We start from the raw sequence: 17,652 nt of genomic DNA, 5'->3' as shown, positions 1-17,652 counted from the left end.
ACGACGACGTTTAGAGGGCTCTGCGATCCCATGGGCCGAGTCGGCGGGTCAACCTCGCCCAGGGCCAAACGGACCGGGTATTTGACCGGACTGCTGCGTGCTGGAGGCACCGGAGATCGACCCGCCCAGCAAGGGTGGCGCGGCGGCCGGTCCCTGCTGCCACTGGGCCAGAGTCAGCGACAGGCCCAGTACCAGTATCAGCGCGCCCCCCGCCAGACCGACCCAGGCCTGCCACTGACCGCTGGCGGCGGTGGGCTTGAGATGACGCTTGACCCAGTCCCGTGCCAGCACGCTGAGCAAGGCCAGCGAGGAGACGGTCAGCGCCGTTCCCAGCGACATCGCCAGTACCGCAACGACGCCCTTGCCGAACTGATCCAGCAGTGCGGCCGCGCCCAGCAGCAGCACGGCACCGCTACAGGGTCGAATGCCGATCGACAGCACCGTCAGCAGCGCCACCCGCCAGTCTCCCGCCTCGCGCGGGTCGATATGATGTTCGTGCCCGCAGCCGCAATGCGCGTGATGGCCGTGATGGGCGTGGCGCGACGGCAACACCGGCCCAAGCGACGAATGACTCGATCTCGAGCCGGGCGTGACCGGCGTGAAGGCCGAGGGCACGGTCGCCGGGGCGGCGCCGATATGACGCGAACGCCATAGCCGGCGTAGCGAGCGCACGCAGAGCCAGAGTCCGACCAGCGAGACGATCACGAAGCTCGCTAGCTCAGCCTGATCGATACTGCCCATCGCCTGCCGGGTCAGCCATCCCAGCCCGAAGACCAGCACCCCGATGATCGCGATCGCCATGACGCCCTGCAGCAGCGCCGCCAGCACCGATAGCCCCAGCGCGCGGCGCCAGGCGCCGCCCTGAGACGCCAGGTAGGTACTCAGCACCACCTTGCCGTGACCCGGTCCCGCCGCATGGAAGACGCCATAGCCGAAGCTCACGCCGAGCAGCACGCTCCAGGTGGTGAAACTCGGCGCGCGATTCAGCGCGCTGACCGCCTCGACCAGGGCGTGGTAGAGCTTGCCCTGCCAGAGCACGATCTGGACCGCGACGTGTTGCCACCACCCCAGCGAATAGCCGGCAATGCCAATGGCAACCAGCAGGACCAGCGGGATCAGCAATCTGGCCACCACGCTCAACCGGGACACGTAATCTCTCCGGTTTCGGCGAAGAACTGGCCCAGGTTGGGCTCGCCCTGCTGGGTCGTATCCAGCATCGAGGCCTCCATCACCTTATCGGGGTCCGGATCGGCCTTGAGAATCCGCGTATGGCAACCCTGAGGGGCATTTTCCAGCGTCAGCGCACTGGGCAGCGGCTGGGAGCCGTCGGCATTGGCCTCGTGGAGCATTTCGATGTAGTAGGTCGAGTCGAATATCCGATAGCGCAACGTCTGCCCCGCCATCGCCTGGGGTTTGGCCAACGGCAGCACGAAGCTGAAGATCAGGCGCTCGTCGCGATATTCGGTATTGGTATCGGTCACCGTTCCCTGGGCCACCGGCTTGCCGTGCAGCGTGATATGGGTGAGATGATCGTTCGTCTCGAGATTGTTGCGGATCTCGACACCCAGCGCGTCGAGCCGCTGCGCCATCGTGGTCTCGCCTTTCACTTGCGCCATGTCCTCCATCACCACCTGGCTGTAGAACGGATCCATGCGCCAGCGTTGGCGCAGAGCAGTCAGATCGCCCTGGCCGTCGAAGACGCCTTCGACGCTCAGGTCGACCCAGCCATGGGGATGCGCCATGGCCGTCGAAGGGGCCCCTGCCGAGAGCCCGATCGCCACGCCAATTCCCAGTCCACGCCAGCCGCGCAGCAGCGTCCATTTTCTCAAGGCAACAACCCCAGCCGATTCTGAACATCGATGAAAAGAGGATCGAGCTCGACCGCTTCCAGCGGATGCCCGCCGCGCCGACCGCTCAAGGTGAGATAGGTATTGCCGTTCTGCAGAACCAGCCCCGGCGGGCGTTCGCCACCGCTGGTGACTTTGGCGTGCATCTCGTAACCGGAGCGCGACGCCAGCACGGCATCGATCTGGCCCAGGTCGCCATCGCCATGACGAATCACGAACCCGCGCTCCGCCAGCATCGCGAGTGTCGCCTTGAGCGTCTCGTCGGCGGTCGCCTGCACCGCGATGCTTCTCGGCTGCGCCTGGGGCGACACTGCGCAGGCAGTCAGCAACAGGCTTGCGATCAGCAGGCTTCCGAACAACAGACCCGGCCCGACGATTCGTCGAACACCGAATCGCCCATTGATGGCGTCATGCCGTGTCGTCATTTCACGATGGCTCATGGGGCCGCTCCCGCAGTGGGCTGGTTCAGGCGAGATTCAATATCCTGATGTAGCTGCTGGCAGAACGAGGGCTGGTTGTAGCTGCGCGCATCGATCAGATAGCCGTTGTAGTCGACCACCACCGAGTCACGATCGACCAGGGTGGTCGCGTCCGGCGTCACCACCGAAACACGCTCGATCTGGACCGGATCGGTGTTGTAGCCGCCGCCGAAGTTCTGGAACAGACCTAACGAATAACCGTGCCGGCCACCCAGGCCGAAACCGCCCCAGAAGCCGGTACGCCCGAACGGGCTGTTCACGGCGCCGAGGCCCGGCTGTGCGGTCTTGCGCTCGGCGCTGACCAGGCCCAGGGTGGCATCGGTGTCCAGGATCGCGTAGCCCTGGCTTTCGAGGGCGTCGCGGGTCGCCCGCAGACGTTCGAGCGAGTCACCGCTGGCAGGCCAGCGACAGGCGCTCGGTAGCACGTCGCCGCCCGCCGACGAGGTAGGTCCCGGCGCCGACAGCGCCTGGCATCCGCTCAACATCGCGAGCCCGATGCAGAGACTCGACCAGCGCCTAGCTCGACGAAATCGATCGTTCATGACAGCCACCTCGCAGGGATTGCGAACAGTGTTCAGCATGCCATTTTCCCGCCTGCCAATCCACGGTCCCCTCCCCTTTTCGATGTCGTCGAACCTCCATCATTCTGCGCCAGGGAGGTACGACGTCTGCGTCTCGCTAGTGTCTCGCTTCAGTCCCGCTTGTCTCTCGCATAAGTCGTGCTTAAGTCCCGCTCGTGTCTTGTGTGCATCTCGATCGCGGCGCCCTGACGCGCCCGTCGCCGCCAACCGCGAACGACGTTATGCTGACCAGAGCCACAATCCGCCCCGATTCACTCCCAGCCGAGGATGCCATGAACATCGTCATCGCCCCCGATAGCTTCAAGGATGCGCTCTCCGCCCGCGATGCCGCCGCCGCCATCGCCGCCGGCCTGCGGCAGGAACTGCCCGACGCCACCCTCCATCAGTGCCCGATGGGCGACGGCGGCGAGGGGACGCTGGATGCGCTGCTGGCGGCGACGGATGCCGAGCGGCGTACAGCGACCGTGCAGGATGCGCTGGGTCGTGAAGCCACCGCGGCCTGGGGCTGGCACGAAGCCTCGCGCACCGCATTCGTCGAACTCGCCGAGGCCAGCGGCCTGCAGCAGCTCGAGCGCGGCGAGCGTACCGCGCTACATAGCACCACCTTCGGGGTCGGTCAGTTGATTCTGGCCGCGCTGGATGCCGGCGCCCGGTCGCTGGTGCTGACGCTGGGTGGCAGCGCCACCAACGATGCCGGTGCCGGCATGCTGGCCGCGCTCGGTGCGCGCCTGCTCGATCGCGAAGGTCAGCCGCTTCCCCCGGGCGGGGCTGCGCTGGCCGACCTGGAGACGCTGGATCTCGACGGTCTCGACCCACGCCTGGCCGAGCTTGAAGTGCAGACCGCGGTCGACGTCGACAATCCGTTGCTCGGGCCGCGCGGCGCCAGCGCCATCTTCGCCCCCCAGAAGGGAGCGACGGAAGCCGATGTCGCCCGGCTCGACCGGGCGCTGGCGCACTTCGCCGATCTTGCCGCCAACGTACTCGACGTGGATTTCCGCGAACTGCCCGGCGCCGGTGCCGCCGGCGGCATGGGCTTCGCCGCTCGCGCCTTCCTCGGTGCCACCCTGCGCCCCGGCATCGAGCTGGTGATGGAGCAGGTTGAGTTCGACACGCTGCTGGCCGATGCCGACTGGGTCATCACCGGCGAGGGCCAGCTGGACGGCCAGAGCCTTTCCGGCAAGACGCCGATCGGTATCGCCCGCCGCGCCGAGCGCTTCGGCGTACCCACCGTCGCTCTGGTCGGGCGCCTCGGCGATCAGTGGCAGGACGCGTTCGAACACGGCATCACCGCCGCGTTCGCCCTGGCGGACGGCCCGATCACGCTGGACGAGGCCCTGGCCCGCTGCGGCGAACTGCTGAGTGATCGCGCGCGCACGCTGGCCAGGCTCTGGCGTGTCGGCGCCAACCGGTGACGCACCCTGGGACGAACTCACGCGAGACTTGTCTTTTGGTCATGTTGCCCTGACATACATGGGTACGAAACACGCTTCGAAACGCGCTTAACATCCTGATAGAACGACGCTATCCAAGCCATACCGACACTTGGATGGGTCTCCGGAGAGCGCCCGGTTACACTCTCACCATCACTTTCCAGGAGAGATACCATGTCCGATACCGATACCAATGCGATAGGTTTGCACGCGTCCAGCGCCCAGCAGCTCGCGGAGCGACTCAACGGATTGCTGGCCAACTATCAGGTGTTCTATATGAACACCCGCGGCTATCACTGGAACGTCAAGGGCGAGCAGTTCTTCGAGCTTCACGCCAAGTTCGAGGAGATCTACACCGATCTGCTGACCAAGGTCGACGAAGTCGCCGAACGCATTCTGACCCTGGGCTACCAGCCGCTGCATGCCTACAGCGACTACGCCAAGATCTCCCAGATCCAGGAAGACAAGCAGGTTGCCGACGGCAAGCAGTGCGTGCGCGGGCTGGTGGAAGGTTTTCAGGTCCTGATCGAGCTCCAGCGCGAGCTGCTCTCCCAGGCCAGCGATGCCGATGACGAAGGCACCGCCTCTCTGGCCAGCGACTACATCCGCGAGCAGGAAAAGACCGTGTGGATGCTCAACGCCTACCTGGGTTGAACCTCTCCCGCGCGAACCGATCGCTGTCGATGACCGCCGCCCACCCGGGCGGCGGTCTGCGTTTACGAGGCCGGGCCATCATCAGACGACCGGGGATCACGGCTGGAATCCTCGACCTGCCTTGATTCGTCGTCGTCTTCCGGTTCGCCCGGCTCGTTGTCGATATCGTCCTCGGCATCGCGAGTCAGATGCGCCGGTAGATCGCGCTTCATCCGAACGCCCAGCTTGTTGAGCGCCAGCGCCTGGCCGACCAGGCTGCCCTGGCCGGTCGACAGCCGCCCCATCGCCTGATCGTAACTGCCCTGCGCCCGCCCCAGATGCCGGCCCACATCCTCGAGACTCGAAACGAACCCCTGGAACTTGTCGAGCAGCTTGCCGGCACGCTCGGCGATATGCCGCGCGTTCTCGTTCTGGCGCTCGAGATTCCACAGGCTCGCCACGGTGCGCAGGCTGGCCAGCAGCGTGGTCGGCGTGACCACGATGATGTCGCGGGAAAATGCGTCCTGAAACAGGCTTTCGTCATGCTGGAAGGCGACCGCAAAGGCTGGCTCCACCGGCATGAACAGGAACACGAAATCCGGCGAGCGCAGTCCCGGCAGCTGCGGATAGTCACGCCCGGAAAGCGACTCGATATGGCTTCTCACCGCCTGCGCATGCGCACGTAGCGCCTGCTCGCGCTCGACCTCGTCTTCGGCGTTGACGTAGCGCACATAGGCGTTGAGCGAGACCTTGGCATCGACGATCAGATGCTTGTCGTCCGGCAGATAGATGATCGCATCCGGACGCTGACGCCCGTGCTCGCCGTCGATCGAGACCTCGCGGCGGTATTCGATATCCCGCCGCAGACCGGAGCGTTCCAGCACCGACTCCAGCATCATCTCGCCCCAGTTGCCCTGCATCTTCTTGTCGCCCTTCAGGGCGCGGGTGAGATTGGCGGCTTCTTCGGTGATCTGGCGGTTGAGCGAAGCGAGTTGATCGATCTGCACCTTGAGCGTGGTGCGTTCGCGCACTTCCTGACCGTGGATCTCTTCAAGACGCTGACGAAAGCCGCTGACCTGCTCGCGAAACGGCTTCAGCAGCGCCTCCAGACTATCCCGGCTCTGTGCGCTGTAGGCGCGCTGGCGCTCGTCGAAAATGCGCCCGGCAAGCGATTCGAACTCGTGGCCCAGCCGCGTTTTCGCCTGCTCGAGTAGTTGAAGCTGTTCGGCATGCTGGTTCTGCTGCTGCTCGTGGCGGGTCTCCAACCGACCGTACTGCTCACGCAGCGTGGCCAGACGTTCATTGAGCGCCTCGAGCTGCTGTTCGCGGGCGACCAACTGCTGCTGAAGTTGGGCCTGACGCTCGCGAAGATCGTCCTGCTGGCTGTCGCTCTGGGCCAGCTCGTGCTCCAGGCGCAGGCACTGAGCCTCGCTGGCCTGCAAACGGGACTGGAGCGTTTCCCTCTCGCTCATGCAGCGCTGCCGCTGCCACAGCAGACCGACGCCCAACACCACTACCATCAACCCGAGCAGCGACACCATGACAAGACCGCCGCCCGACAGCCACTCCCCCGCTACATTCATCGTTTCGCCTTACTCATCGCTTTGCCTTCTTCTGACCTCGACGCCATTGCGGCGCCACCATCCGCAAGTTATTGACCCAGCGCAAGCCATGGCATCGAAAGCCCCGATTTTCCCTTGAACTTTATTCAGACTATCCCAAACTTTAGGAGTAAGCCGAGACATGGACCGGGACGGCCCATGGGCTTGTGATTGAGGGAAACATCAGCCGATATATCCAGCCGATTTATCGAGCCGATTTACCAGGACCAGGAGGTCAAGATGGCTCAGCAACTCAATGGCAAACGTGTCGCAATTCTCGCCGCCGATGGCTTCGAGGAATCCGAACTCTCCGCACCGCGCGCCGCGCTGCAAAGTCAGGGTGTCGAAACCCACGTGATCACGCCGGACGGCAAGGGCATCCGCGCCTGGGCCGAAACGGACTGGGGCGACACCTACGAAGCCGACAAGAGTCTCAGCGACGTCAGCGCCGCCGACTATCACGCGCTGGTACTGCCCGGTGGCCTGTTCAATCCGGACACTCTGCGCCTGAACGACACCGCGCTCAGCTTCGTCAAGGCCTTCTTCGAAGCCGGCAAGCCGGTCGCCGCGATCTGCCACGCGCCGTGGATCCTGATCAACGCCGAAGTCGTCAAGGGTCGCAAGATGACCTCGGTGCCGTCAGTCGCGCAGGATCTGAAGAACGCCGGTGCTGCCTGGGTCGACGAATCCGTCGTGGTCGACAGCGGCCTGGTCACCAGCCGCACGCCGAAGGATCTCGACGACTTCAATGCCAAGCTGCTGGAAGAGCTGGCCGAAGGGCGTCACAGCAAACAGCACGCCTGATCGTCTTCGGACATGGCTGAACGAACGCCCGCCTTTTGGTGGGCGTTCTTGCGTCAGGCTCCCTCATTTTGCCCGATTCTCCGTCAGACTTTGCACGATGGCCCCCGAGTTCCCATACTCACGGTTAACCAAACCTAGGATTGCCTCTCATCGTGCCCCACTCTTCCGACATTTCCGCCGACACCTCTGCCAATAGTTCAAGCGACAGTTCTGGTGGCAATTCTGGTGAAAGCGCCGGTAGCAGTGCTGGCGGTGACAGCTCCGGAAGCCGTTCCAGAGAGCGATCCCACGAGCGTTTCAGCGCCGATTCCGCTTCGGAATCGAATTCGCTGCCCCGGCTGTTCGTTGCCAAGCTCGTCCATTTCACCAAGAAACTGGTTCGAATCTTCATCCGCCCCATGCGGGGAGACAAGGGTGAAGGCGGCGTCATCGTGCACCCGTATCGCGGCTATGGCTCGCATTCGGAAGCCTTCATCATGGGTCGCGTGTTTCGGCAACCCGGCCGGTTGGCGGGCTGGAAGCAAGGCGGTGTCGCCAGCGACCTGGTCGATGTCGCCCGCCGCGTCGTCAGGCACGGTGTCAGAGATGCCCGCGTCGATATCCGGATGGGCGCGACTCACGCCACCGTCACCACCGACCGTGACGGCTATTTCCACGCCCATGTCGATATCACCCACACGCTTCCCGCCGACGCGATCTGGCATACGGTCAAGCTGCAGGTGGTCTCGGAAGACGACGCCATCAGCACCGAAACCGAAATCTATATTCCACCGGCCAGCACCGACCTGATCGTGATCAGCGATATCGACGACACCGTGATGTACACCGGTGTCGCCAACAAGCTGAAGATGCTCTATCGGCTGTTCATGGAAAAGGCCGATCGACGCACGGCCTTTCCCGGCGTCTCCGCCCTGTATCGCGCGCTCTACGGTGGCGCCGAAGAGAATCGCAAGCGCCCCATGCTCTACGTATCGCGGGGGCCATGGGCCATCTACGAAGTGCTCGAGACTTTCTTCAACATGAACAATATTCCGGTCGGGCCGATCCTGTTCCTGCGCGAATGGGGCATGACGCTGAAGCGCCCTTGGCCACGCAAGGCACAGGACCACAAGTCCGATGTGATCAACAACATGCTGGCGCTCTACGATACGCTGCCGTTCATCCTCATCGGCGACAGCGGCCAGCGGGATCCCGAGGTCTACGCCGAAATCGTCAAGGCGCACCCGGATCGTGTACGCGCCATCTACATTCGCAAGGTCGACAACGACCCGGAACGAGATGCCGCGATCGAAGCGCTGGCCAACGAGGTCAAGCAGGCAGGGTGCGAGCTGATACTGGCCCACGACAGCGTCAGCATGGCGGAGCACGCGCTCTCGAAGGGATATATCTCTGAGCAAGGTTGCGAGGCGGTACGCGAGGACACGCGCCAACAGCGGGGAGAATGACAACCGATAAGCGGCTGTCACCGCCTTTACTACCGCCCCTGAATTAACGCCTTTTGCAGACAATGGGGCCAGCCCAACTGCTGGGCGTCTGGTCTATGGAAATGAATTGATGCGAGTTAACGCGCCATAAACGGCGCGAGACTTGGTGATATCGCTTTCCTATGCGGCAACTAGCCTCTTGACTCTAAGATCTTTTCGATGCTGCTCGGCATGCCAAAGCTCATATTGAGACTGTTGGATTAGCCAGCTCTCTGACGAGGTATTAAAAGCAATAGAAAGCCGGATCGCCATTTCCGGACTAATGCCGGCCTTTCCATTCAGAACGGCACTTAACGTTTTTCGGGTTACGCCTAGCGCTTCCGCAGCTGCGGTTACTGATAGGCCAAGGGGTTCCAGACAAAGCTCTCGTATGACTTCACCTGGGTGGGGCGGGTTGTGCATCAACATAAGAGCACCTCAGTGATAATCTTCATAGTTCACTATCTCGGCGTCTCCATCTTCAAACCGGAACGTCACGCGCCAGTTTCCGCTTACCGTCACCGACCAAACATCAGTCCGATTACCGGAAAGCTTGTGGAGTCGAAGGCCCGGCAAATCCATATCTTCGGCGCCTGTCGCCGCATTGAGCCTACCGAGAATAAGCCGAAGCCTCTTTGCATGGGCAGCCTGGATCCCTGCGGTACTACCGGACTCGAAGAATTTGGCCAAGCCCTTGTGTTTGAAGCTTCTGATCATGCCCTAAATGTACCCTGCAACGTATCAGGTGTCAATTCGCACAAAAGCCAGTAGTAATGCGCGCCAACGAAGTACTGCGGCTTGGCGTCGCGGTGCCCACCTTATTCAAACTCATAGCTCGTGTACCACAAGATGCTCGGGTTTGAAAATGTTGGATTGCCCAGTCTCATACTCCTTGAGTCTCCAGCGATAACCACCCTGCCGCATGTAGTGAATTGCTTCGGCAACCTCGATGATTCCGGAAACTTTGTTCTCCGCTTTCTGGATCCTGTCGCTTCCGTTTTTCCGGTAAAGCTCTTCAGAGAAAATGGGAAAACCACCGTCTCTCTCCCGGTAAGGAACGAATACCCTGTCAATCACTTGACCCTTCATACCTAGAGCATAGATGATGTAATTGATCGCCATACGCATCCTTATTGACTGTTTAAATGCAGCACTCTCGCTTTAATCTCGCAACACGAACCCGAAGTTAAAGTACTTTTTGGTGGCAAGTCGCTGAGCTTCTCGATGCTCTGCATTCTTTTCCAATTGGCAATGGTCTCCCAGCTTCCCCAGTAGGATACAGTGATGCCCAAATCCGCTGGACGAACTCCATACCCAAGAAGCTAGATTGAGCTGAAACCAACTCAATCATCCCGTCTTCCATTTCCCCTTAACTATTGTTTCCCTCGGTGCGATGGCTACTGAAAATGACCGTGTAATACTAGGAAGGCGCTTGAGGGAATGGGCTTTCACCCGTGGCGAACGGTCTCTTGAATTGCTACGAGAGAACCGCTCGCCATGTTTAGCTTCAGGTCGGCTTCAGGCGGCCTTGCCGGAGGCTATATCCGCCACTAGGGCCTTGAGGACTTTCCAGAACTCTTCGACGGATGAAAGCTCGGTGCGCTCGGTCGGTGAATGCGCGCCGCGAATCACCGGGCCGAAGGAGATCATTTCCAGCTGCGGATACTTGCCGCCGATGATGCCGCACTCGAGCCCGGCGTGGATCACCTTGACCGCCGGATCCTCGCCCAGTTCTTCTCGATGCAAGCGACGGAAGCGCGTCAGCAGCGTGCTGTCGGCGCTCGGCGTCCAGCCTGGATAGACGTTTTCGACCCGCGTCTGGGCGCCAATCAGGCCGAACAGCGCGGTGAAACGGTCGGCCAGGTTGAGCGTCGCGCTATCGCGCAGCGAACGTACCAGCGCGCAGAGATGGAAACGCCCGTTCTCCAGCGAGACGACGCCGAGATTGTTGGAGGTCTCGACCACGCCCGGCACTTCGACGCTCATGCGGTCGACGCCGTGAGGCGCGGCGTGCAGGGCGGCGACCAGCAACTGAGTGGCGGTATCGGTCAGCGCTTCGGCCTCTTCGCAGGAGGTCGCTGCAGGTGACAGCGACAGCGTCACGCCGTCGTCCACGCCCGCCAATTCTTCGCGATAGAGCGCCTGCAATGTGGTCAGTGTCTCTTCCACGGCCGGCAAATGATGCTCGTCGACCACGATGGTGGCGAATGCCTCGCGAGGCAGGGCGTTGCGCAGCGTGCCGCCGTGGTAGTCCACCAGGCGAATTTCCAGATCGCTCAGCCCGCGCAGTGCACGGACCAGCAGCTGGTTGGCGTTGCCGCGCTCCTTGTGGATATCCGCCCCGGAATGCCCGCCGACCAGCCCGGTCAGGGAGATCTTGCGCATCACCTCTTCTTCGTCGCATCCGCGCATCGGCAGATCGGCATCGACGACCACATCGGCACCGCCGGCGCAGCCGATGTAGACCTCGCCCCGATCCTCGGAATCGAGATTGAGCAGGTAGCGCCCTTCAAGCCAACCTTCGTCCAGCGACAGCGCACCCTGCAGCGAGGTCTCTTCTTCCAGCGTGAACAGCGCCTCGATCGGGCCGTGGTCGATATCATCCGCTTCCAGAATCGCCAGCGCCGCCGCCACGCCGAGACCGTTGTCGGCACCGAGCGTGGTACCGCGGGCATGCAGCCAGCCATCTTCGACGTAGGTATCGAGCGGGTCGTTGAGGAAATCGTGGGGGTGATCGCTGTTGGCCTGGGTAACCATGTCGAGATGGCCCTGGAGGATCACGCCGGGCACCGACTCGCAGCCGGGGCTCGCGGCTCGGCGGATCCGCAGATTACCGTAGCTGTCGCGGTCGTGGGTCAGACCATTGTCGTCGGCCCAGCGTTCCAGAATCTCGACCAGTTTCGCTTCGTGACCTGAGGAGCGCGGCGTATTGCAGAGCGTACGAAAATGACGCCACACGGGCTCGGGAGAGAGTTGCAGCAGATGATCGTTCATGGTCGATTCCAGCCTCGTCGCGCGGCGAGCAGCTCGCCGCAACGGGTGTCGAAAGAGTGATGAAAGAAATCTGAGCCGGCGGCGCAAACCGCGGCTCGTTTTGAGGTGCCAACACCTTACTCGTCTAGTTGCGGCTTGACCATATCCGGCCGGCCGGCGCTCTTTCCGGGCTTTTCGCCCTCATTCTCGGCGATCCATGCCAGCAGGGCCGCCGCCAGCCGGCGCGCCGCGCCCTGCTGCTCACGCCGCCCCCGCGATGACAGTGCGCCGTCCCGATACTGGAACAGCGCCGCTACCGCGGCAGCCACGTGAGGCGCTTCCGTTAGATCCGGGTTCTCTCCCCCGTCAGCCGAGAAACCGCCCGCGCGATCGGACTCGAGCGTCTGCGGAACGCTGGTCGGTGGCTGTTGCCGCCACCAAACGAGCCAGGCAAGCCGCAGCCAGGGTCGCACCAGCGCCAGTTCGCCGCCGCCCGCGGCAAACCAGGCGATTCGTTCCGGCAGATCGTCAGGCAGCGATGCCGCCGCTCCCTCATGCAGCCAGGCCGCCGCGACGAGGGGTTCGATGTCACGCAGCGTATCGGCCAGCAGATCCGGCAACTGGCAGACGTGGTCCGCGTTCATGCGAGCCGTGGCCTGTTCGGCGTCGAGCGTCAGCCCGCGGCCCATCATCTGCGCCGGTTCGCCGCTGGAGGCCTCCCGCGTCAGCCCGATTCTCAACGTGCTGAAACCTTGCTGACGCCAGAAATGAATCAGCGCCGGCTCGGCGCCGAAGCTCACACCCAGGCGATCGAGGCCATGACCCCGTACCGCGCTCGCAACCTGTTCGATCATTGCCGCACCCAGCCCTCGACGTCGGACCGCGGGATGCACGGCAATGCGCATGATGCGCCACCAACGCGCGAGCGCGGCGGCCTCGAAACCGCCGTGGGTGGCCAGCGACTGTGCCAGCAGATGACCCCGCGGGCGCCGTTGCCCATGATAGATGGCATTGGCCAGTTCGGCGTCGAAGCCGCCCTCCTGCTGCACCACGCACAGCCCCACCACGTGCTTTTCCCCGGCCTCGCCGGCAAAAACCGCCAGCAGTTGAACATCGGGCCCATCCAACAGCTGACGCAGATCGCTGGGCGAGGTGCGATAGTGGGCCTGCACCAGCAGCCCGAAGACCGGGTTCAACAAGGCCTCGTCCCGAGCCAGCGATGCTCGGTCCAGCCATTCATAGCTGACCGATGCGCGCATGGCGTTCGAAACGGAATCGTCCGAGGCGATCTCGGCATCCAGACACAGCAGATCGCGAGTCAGCGTTTCCAACGGATCGCCAGCATTCCAGCGGATCGGTGTCTGCAGCGTCAGCCGCTTCCACTCCGGCGTCAGCCGATCCAGCGCATCGCGCAGTCGCACCTCGAACCCGCGCCCGGTTCCTTCGTAGCCGTGCACGGTCGTGGCGAAGGCGATGCGCGGAAAGCGGCGCAACCAGGCGATCAGCCGCGCGGCGGGAATCGCTGCCGCCTCGTCGACGAACAACGTCGGCGGAGATTGCGCATCGATATCGGCCGCCGCCAGCGCTGCCGTTACCTGCTCAGGGGGCAGCCACTCCACGCAGCAGTCGCGGCCATCCAAGGTGACCTCGAAACGGTTCGATTCGCGGCGGCCGTCTGGCAACAGTTGCGCCAGCCGCTCGAACACGGCCTCGACTGCAACGACACTCGACGCCGTGATCCACAGTCGACGCTCGCCTTGCATCAGGCGGCGCGCCGCTGCGATGCCCAGCGCGGCACTCTTGCCGCGGCCACGGTCGGCGATCAGCACCACCGGGCGGCGGCGGCGCATCCGCGTCAGCCGCGACACCGCCGCTGCCTGATCCCGAGTCAAACAGTCGCGGTCGTCGACGCGCTCATCGATGCGAGAGTCCGGTTCGAACTCTGAATCGGAGAAGACCGCTGAAGACGAAAGCGGCAACGCGGTATCAGGCGGCCACACCGCCAGATCGGCGCTGTCTCGAAGCCTGCCGGCGAGGCGCTGCAGGTAGTGCGTCGACAGGGTTGCTGCATCGTGGGGCCAGTGCGCCATCCGTCGATAGTCGGCGTCCGGCAGCCAGTTTGCGCCGGTAGGCTGCTGCCAGTGCTTCGGCGTCAGCAGCACCAGCCAGCCCCCGGCCAGGACGGTGCCGCTGATGGCCCCGAAGGCGTCCGGATCGAACCCGGATTGTGCGGAAACCGCATCGAACACCACCAGATCGTGCTCGCTGCCCAGTTGGCTGCGGGCGCGGGAAGCACTCAATCGCGCCAGGCTTTTCGGCAACTCCGGCAGCTCGGGGCCGATCCATAGCGGCGATTGCCAATCGGCCGATGCGATCCAGGCCATCGCCTTGCGGACTGCATTCGAAGCGTCGTCGGCAATCCACAGCACGCCGCGCCAGCGCCGTCGGCTCAGGCCATCGCGGCGATCCGCCAGCCACTGGGTGAGTGCAGAGTCCGCCTGCGGCGTTGGAACGGAAATCGGCGTCGACATGGAGGGCGACCTAGCCGAAAGCGCCGCCGAGATCGGGTTTCATCGTCGGGCAGTAGCGTGCGACGACCACCGCCAGCGCAATTCCGCCCAGCGTCAACGCCACCGGCAGCCAGCTGAACGCGACGCCGGAGGAGACATAAAGATAGAGGAAGAACACCGCCATCACGCCGCCGCCCATCAGCCGACCGGCCTTGATGCCGGCGAGATAGACGCTGACCATTACGCCCGCGAACGGAATCAGCACGCTGAACAGATTGATCACGAACTCGCGCCCGCTGGCCGCCACGCCAGGCAGAATCAGCCGCGCCACCAGCTCCCAGGCCACCAGATAGATCACTACCGGCGCGGCGAAACTGCCGATCAGGCGCATTACGGTACGGGTGGGTTCGTCGGCGCCGGGTTTGGAAGATTGGGGCGAAGGCATCGTGAGGATCCTGAGGGTCGTCGAGCGGAAGATGACGCCATTGAATCATTGGCGCCTAAGCCTTACCAGCCGACAGGACCGCGAGAGGAAATGCAGGGGGCGCCTCTAATGCTCGATCTTCTTGAGCAGGAACACCAGCGGCACGCAGAGCAGATAGATGCAGCCGAGCCACAGGAAGATGTCGTTGTAGGCGAGCACCTGGGCCTGAACGCCGAAGCGCTGGCCGAGCAGCGCCACCGCGCTGTGGTAAGGGTCAGCGACGTGGCCGATCAGCATCGCCTGATAGTTGTCGATCTGCTGCTGCACCGCGAGGCGACCCTGGTCGAGCGCGGGTATCAGTTGGTTCCAGTGATAGTCCTCGCGCCAGTCGCGCACGGTATCGAGCATCGCCAGCCCCACCGCGCCGCCGAGGTTGCGCATCACGCTGAAGAGCCCCGCCGCGTTGCCCAGCTCCTGCGGCGGCAGCGTGCCCAGGGCAATGCGAGAGGCGGGGATGATGCACATGATCATGCCGATGCCGCGCACGATCTGCGGCCAGAAGAACTGCCAGAAACCCGACTCGCTGGTCAGATTGTTGTTCATCGCCGTGCCGATACCGATCAGCGTCAGGCCGAAGAACAGCAGCACGCGCAGGTCGACCGAGTTGGTCAGCCGCCCCACGATCGGCGCGGTAAAGAACATCGCCACCCCGGTGACGAACATCACCTCGCCGATCTGCAGGCTCGAGTAACCGCGAACGTTGCCCAGGAACAGCGGCATCAGATAGACCAGTCCGTACATCGCGATCCCGACCACGAACACCAGGCCGGTGCCGATCGAGAAATTGATGTTGCGGAAGGCGCGTAGATCAACGATCGGGTGCGCATAAGTGAACACGCGCCAGAAGAAGCCGATGCAGGAAGCCGCGCAGAGTAGCGTCATCCACACGATCAACTGGCTTGCGAACCAATCGTCGCCGGGGCCTTCCTCGAGCACGAACTCCAGACTGCCGAGAAACAGTGCAATCAAAAACAGACCGCGGAAATCGAGGCGCTTGGCAACGCTCTTGTCGCCCTCGTCGATATCGAGGAAGCGCCATGCGGCCAGCGTGACGCAGATGCCGGGGATGACGTTGGCCAGAAACAGCCAATGCCAGCTGAACAGCTCAGTGACATAGCCGCCCACAGTGGGGCCGATCGACGGTGCCATGGTCACCACCATGCCGATCACGCCCTGGACCGCGCCCATCGCCCGGCGCGGGAACAGCGTGAAGCTGACCGCCTGGGTGATCGGGATCATCGCGCCACCCATGAAGCCCTGGATGGCGCGCAGCACGATCAGCTGTTCGATGCTGGAGGCCAGCGCGCAGCCGAGACTCGCCAGGGTGAAGCCGGCACAGGAAACGACGAAGGCGACACGGGTCGAAAGCCAACGCGTCAGCACGCCGGAGAGCGGGATCATGATGATCTCCGCCACCAGGTAGGAGGTCTGGATCCAGGAAATTTCGTCGCTGCTGGCCGAGACGCCGGCCTGGATCTCGTTCAGCGAGCTGGCGACGATCTGGATATCCAGGATCGCCATGAACATGCCGAACACCGCCGCGATGAAACCGAAGCGGTAATGCCAGGAGGGCATCTCCTGCGGACCACCCCCCGAAGGCGGTGCCACTTCACTCATGACCGACACTCATGAACGATACTCACGGCAGACATTTTCATGACAGACATTCGCGACAACACTCATGAACGATAGGCATGATCGACACACACGGCGCTGATTCACGACTTATCGTCGACGGCGCGGTCCGAACCGTCGTCGAGATGCGGGCCGGGGTCAAAGTAGATCGCCTGGCCGTCGACGCTGCGGGTATCCACCGAGGGCACCACCGACAGGCCGGACTGCAGCCGCCATAGCTGATCCTTGGGCTCCGTGACGCGAATCTTGACCGGCACGCGCTGGACGATCTTGTTGAAGTTGCCGGTGGCGTTGTCCTGCGGCAGCAGGCTGAACTGGGTGCCGGTGGCCGGTGCCACGCTGTCGACCTTGCCCTTGAACTCGATATCCGGGTAGGCATCCACCTCCAGCGACACCGGCTGACCGACGCGCATCCGCCCGATCTGGGTTTCCTTGTAGTTGCCGACCACGTACGCGGTCTGTACCGGAACCAGCTGCATCAGCGTCAGCGACGGCTGGGCCAGATCGCCGGGCTCGACGCTCAGATTCCCGATCACGCCATCGCGTCTGGCGACGATACGGGTCTTGTCCAGCTGGCTCTGGGCGTAATCGATATCGGCCTGGGCGGCATCGCGGTTGGCCTTGGCGCTGTCGATCGACGCCCGATCGGCGGACAGCCGGCGTTTCGCCGATTCGACACTAGCCTGACGCGCCGCCAACGTCGCCTGGGCGACTCGCAGCGAGGCCTGATCGTCCTGCAGCTGCTGGCGCGAGGCGTAATTGTTCGCCGCCAGCGACTGCGAGCGCTGGAGATGCTGTTGCGCCTGGGACACGTCCGACTGTGCCGCCGTCACCTGCGCCTGGGCTTCGTCGATGCTGGCCTGGTCGAGATCGACCTGACGCTCGGCCTGGGTCACGTTGGCAGTGCTGACGGCCAGCTGCGCCTGGGATTGCGCCAGCTGGCTGCGGGTATCGCGGTCGTCGAGCCGGACCAGCAGATCGCCTCGTTCGACGCGCTCGTTGTCGTCCACCGCCACTTCCATCACTCGCGCGCTGACTTCGGCCCGCACCGCCACGGCGTCGGTATGCACGTAGGCGTTGTCCGTCTCGACGAAATAGCGCCCCGTGTGCCACCAACGCCACACGAGAACCAGCGCCACTACCAGCACCACCAGAACGATCACCGCCGAATAGATTTTCTTCTTGATCTTCATGCAGAGCCTTTTTCATGCC

The 17,652-nt window shown here is 63.3% G+C and carries 17 protein-coding genes; 4 read left to right on the top strand and 13 right to left on the bottom strand.

The annotated features are described in order from the left end of the window. Window positions 1-48 precede the first annotated feature (48 nt). The 4 genes from DOM58_RS01745 to DOM58_RS01730 are packed head-to-tail and all read right to left on the bottom strand — an operon-like array spanning window position 49 to window position 2,868. Window positions 49-1,149 (bottom strand): nickel/cobalt transporter, encoded by a 1,101-nt coding sequence (locus DOM58_RS01745; protein WP_110691537.1) that lies wholly within the window; start codon window positions 1,147-1,149, stop codon window positions 49-51. Beyond that, window positions 1,137-1,829, bottom strand: coding sequence for a DUF1007 family protein (locus DOM58_RS01740; RefSeq protein WP_245392106.1), 693 nt, complete (start codon window positions 1,827-1,829; stop codon window positions 1,137-1,139). Before DOM58_RS01740 ends, DOM58_RS01745 begins: the two co-directional genes overlap by 13 nt. After that, window positions 1,826-2,287 carry a hypothetical protein gene (locus DOM58_RS01735; RefSeq protein ID WP_110691536.1) on the bottom strand — a complete coding sequence of 154 codons (462 nt, stop codon included), beginning with the start codon at window positions 2,285-2,287 and terminating at the stop codon, window positions 1,826-1,828. The genes DOM58_RS01740 and DOM58_RS01735 overlap by 4 nt, the downstream gene beginning before the upstream one ends. Beyond that, on the bottom strand, window positions 2,284-2,868 hold the full coding sequence (locus tag DOM58_RS01730; protein WP_157957472.1) for a hypothetical protein: 585 nt from the start codon (window positions 2,866-2,868) through the stop codon (window positions 2,284-2,286). The genes DOM58_RS01735 and DOM58_RS01730 overlap by 4 nt, the downstream gene beginning before the upstream one ends. A 311-nt stretch (window positions 2,869-3,179) precedes the next feature. On the opposite strand from DOM58_RS01730, the gene DOM58_RS01725 reads away from it, so the two are divergent. Next, window positions 3,180-4,319, top strand: coding sequence for a glycerate kinase (locus DOM58_RS01725; RefSeq protein ID WP_110691534.1), 1,140 nt, complete (start codon window positions 3,180-3,182; stop codon window positions 4,317-4,319). A 192-nt stretch (window positions 4,320-4,511) separates the two neighbouring features. Then, window positions 4,512-4,991: a Dps family protein gene (locus DOM58_RS01720; protein WP_075562198.1), complete on the top strand. Its 480-nt coding sequence runs from the start codon at window positions 4,512-4,514 to the stop codon at window positions 4,989-4,991. Between the two features lie 62 nt (window positions 4,992-5,053). On the opposite strand, the gene DOM58_RS01715 is transcribed toward DOM58_RS01720, so the two are convergent. Next, window positions 5,054-6,553 carry a DNA recombination protein RmuC gene (locus tag DOM58_RS01715; protein ID WP_110691533.1) on the bottom strand — a complete coding sequence of 500 codons (1,500 nt, stop codon included), beginning with the start codon at window positions 6,551-6,553 and terminating at the stop codon, window positions 5,054-5,056. Window positions 6,554-6,811: 258 nt separating this feature from the next. Between DOM58_RS01715 and DOM58_RS01710 the strand changes: the two genes are divergently transcribed. Both DOM58_RS01710 and DOM58_RS01705 read left to right on the top strand, forming a co-directional pair. After that, on the top strand, window positions 6,812-7,375 hold the full coding sequence (locus tag DOM58_RS01710) for a type 1 glutamine amidotransferase domain-containing protein (protein ID WP_075562253.1): 564 nt from the start codon (window positions 6,812-6,814) through the stop codon (window positions 7,373-7,375). 152 nt (window positions 7,376-7,527) lie between these two features. Then, window positions 7,528-8,820, top strand: coding sequence for an App1 family protein phosphatidate phosphatase (locus tag DOM58_RS01705; protein ID WP_342588575.1), 1,293 nt, complete (start codon window positions 7,528-7,530; stop codon window positions 8,818-8,820). A 159-nt stretch (window positions 8,821-8,979) separates the two neighbouring features. Here DOM58_RS01705 and DOM58_RS01700 read toward each other — a convergent pair whose 3' ends face one another. The 8 genes from DOM58_RS01700 to DOM58_RS01660 all read right to left on the bottom strand — a co-directional run bounded on the left by DOM58_RS01700 (window position 8,980) and on the right by DOM58_RS01660 (window position 17,633). Next, on the bottom strand, window positions 8,980-9,261 hold the full coding sequence (locus DOM58_RS01700; protein WP_425353380.1) for a HigA family addiction module antitoxin: 282 nt from the start codon (window positions 9,259-9,261) through the stop codon (window positions 8,980-8,982). Window positions 9,262-9,276: 15 nt separating this feature from the next. Continuing rightward, window positions 9,277-9,555, bottom strand: coding sequence for a type II toxin-antitoxin system RelE/ParE family toxin (locus DOM58_RS01695; protein WP_110691532.1), 279 nt, complete (start codon window positions 9,553-9,555; stop codon window positions 9,277-9,279). Between the two features lie 111 nt (window positions 9,556-9,666). After that, the gene (locus DOM58_RS01690; protein ID WP_075562194.1) at window positions 9,667-9,960 is read right to left on the bottom strand and encodes a hypothetical protein; all 294 of its coding nucleotides are present in this window, start codon (window positions 9,958-9,960) and stop codon (window positions 9,667-9,669) included. Between the two features lie 396 nt (window positions 9,961-10,356). Next, window positions 10,357-11,832, bottom strand: a complete 1,476-nt coding sequence (locus DOM58_RS01680; protein WP_110691531.1) for an aminoacyl-histidine dipeptidase — start codon at window positions 11,830-11,832, stop codon at window positions 10,357-10,359. Between the two features lie 116 nt (window positions 11,833-11,948). Then, window positions 11,949-14,342 (bottom strand): tRNA(Met) cytidine acetyltransferase TmcA, encoded by a 2,394-nt coding sequence (locus DOM58_RS01675; protein ID WP_110691530.1) that lies wholly within the window; start codon window positions 14,340-14,342, stop codon window positions 11,949-11,951. Window positions 14,343-14,352: 10 nt separating this feature from the next. Further along, entirely contained in the window at window positions 14,353-14,766 is a 414-nt protein-coding gene (locus tag DOM58_RS01670; protein WP_110691529.1) for a hypothetical protein, read from the bottom strand. Window positions 14,767-14,871: 105 nt separating this feature from the next. Further along, window positions 14,872-16,422, bottom strand: a complete 1,551-nt coding sequence (locus tag DOM58_RS01665; protein WP_110691528.1) for a DHA2 family efflux MFS transporter permease subunit — start codon at window positions 16,420-16,422, stop codon at window positions 14,872-14,874. A 101-nt stretch (window positions 16,423-16,523) separates the two neighbouring features. Next, a complete protein-coding gene (locus DOM58_RS01660; RefSeq protein WP_075562189.1) occupies window positions 16,524-17,633 on the bottom strand; it encodes an HlyD family secretion protein in 1,110 nt (369 codons plus the stop codon). Window positions 17,634-17,652: the final 19 nt, after the last annotated feature.

This window comes from Salinicola halophyticus (genome assembly GCF_003206695.1).
Lineage (GTDB): Bacteria > Pseudomonadota > Gammaproteobacteria > Pseudomonadales > Halomonadaceae > Salinicola > Salinicola halophyticus.
This window is presented reverse-complemented; position numbering and strand designations above follow the sequence as displayed.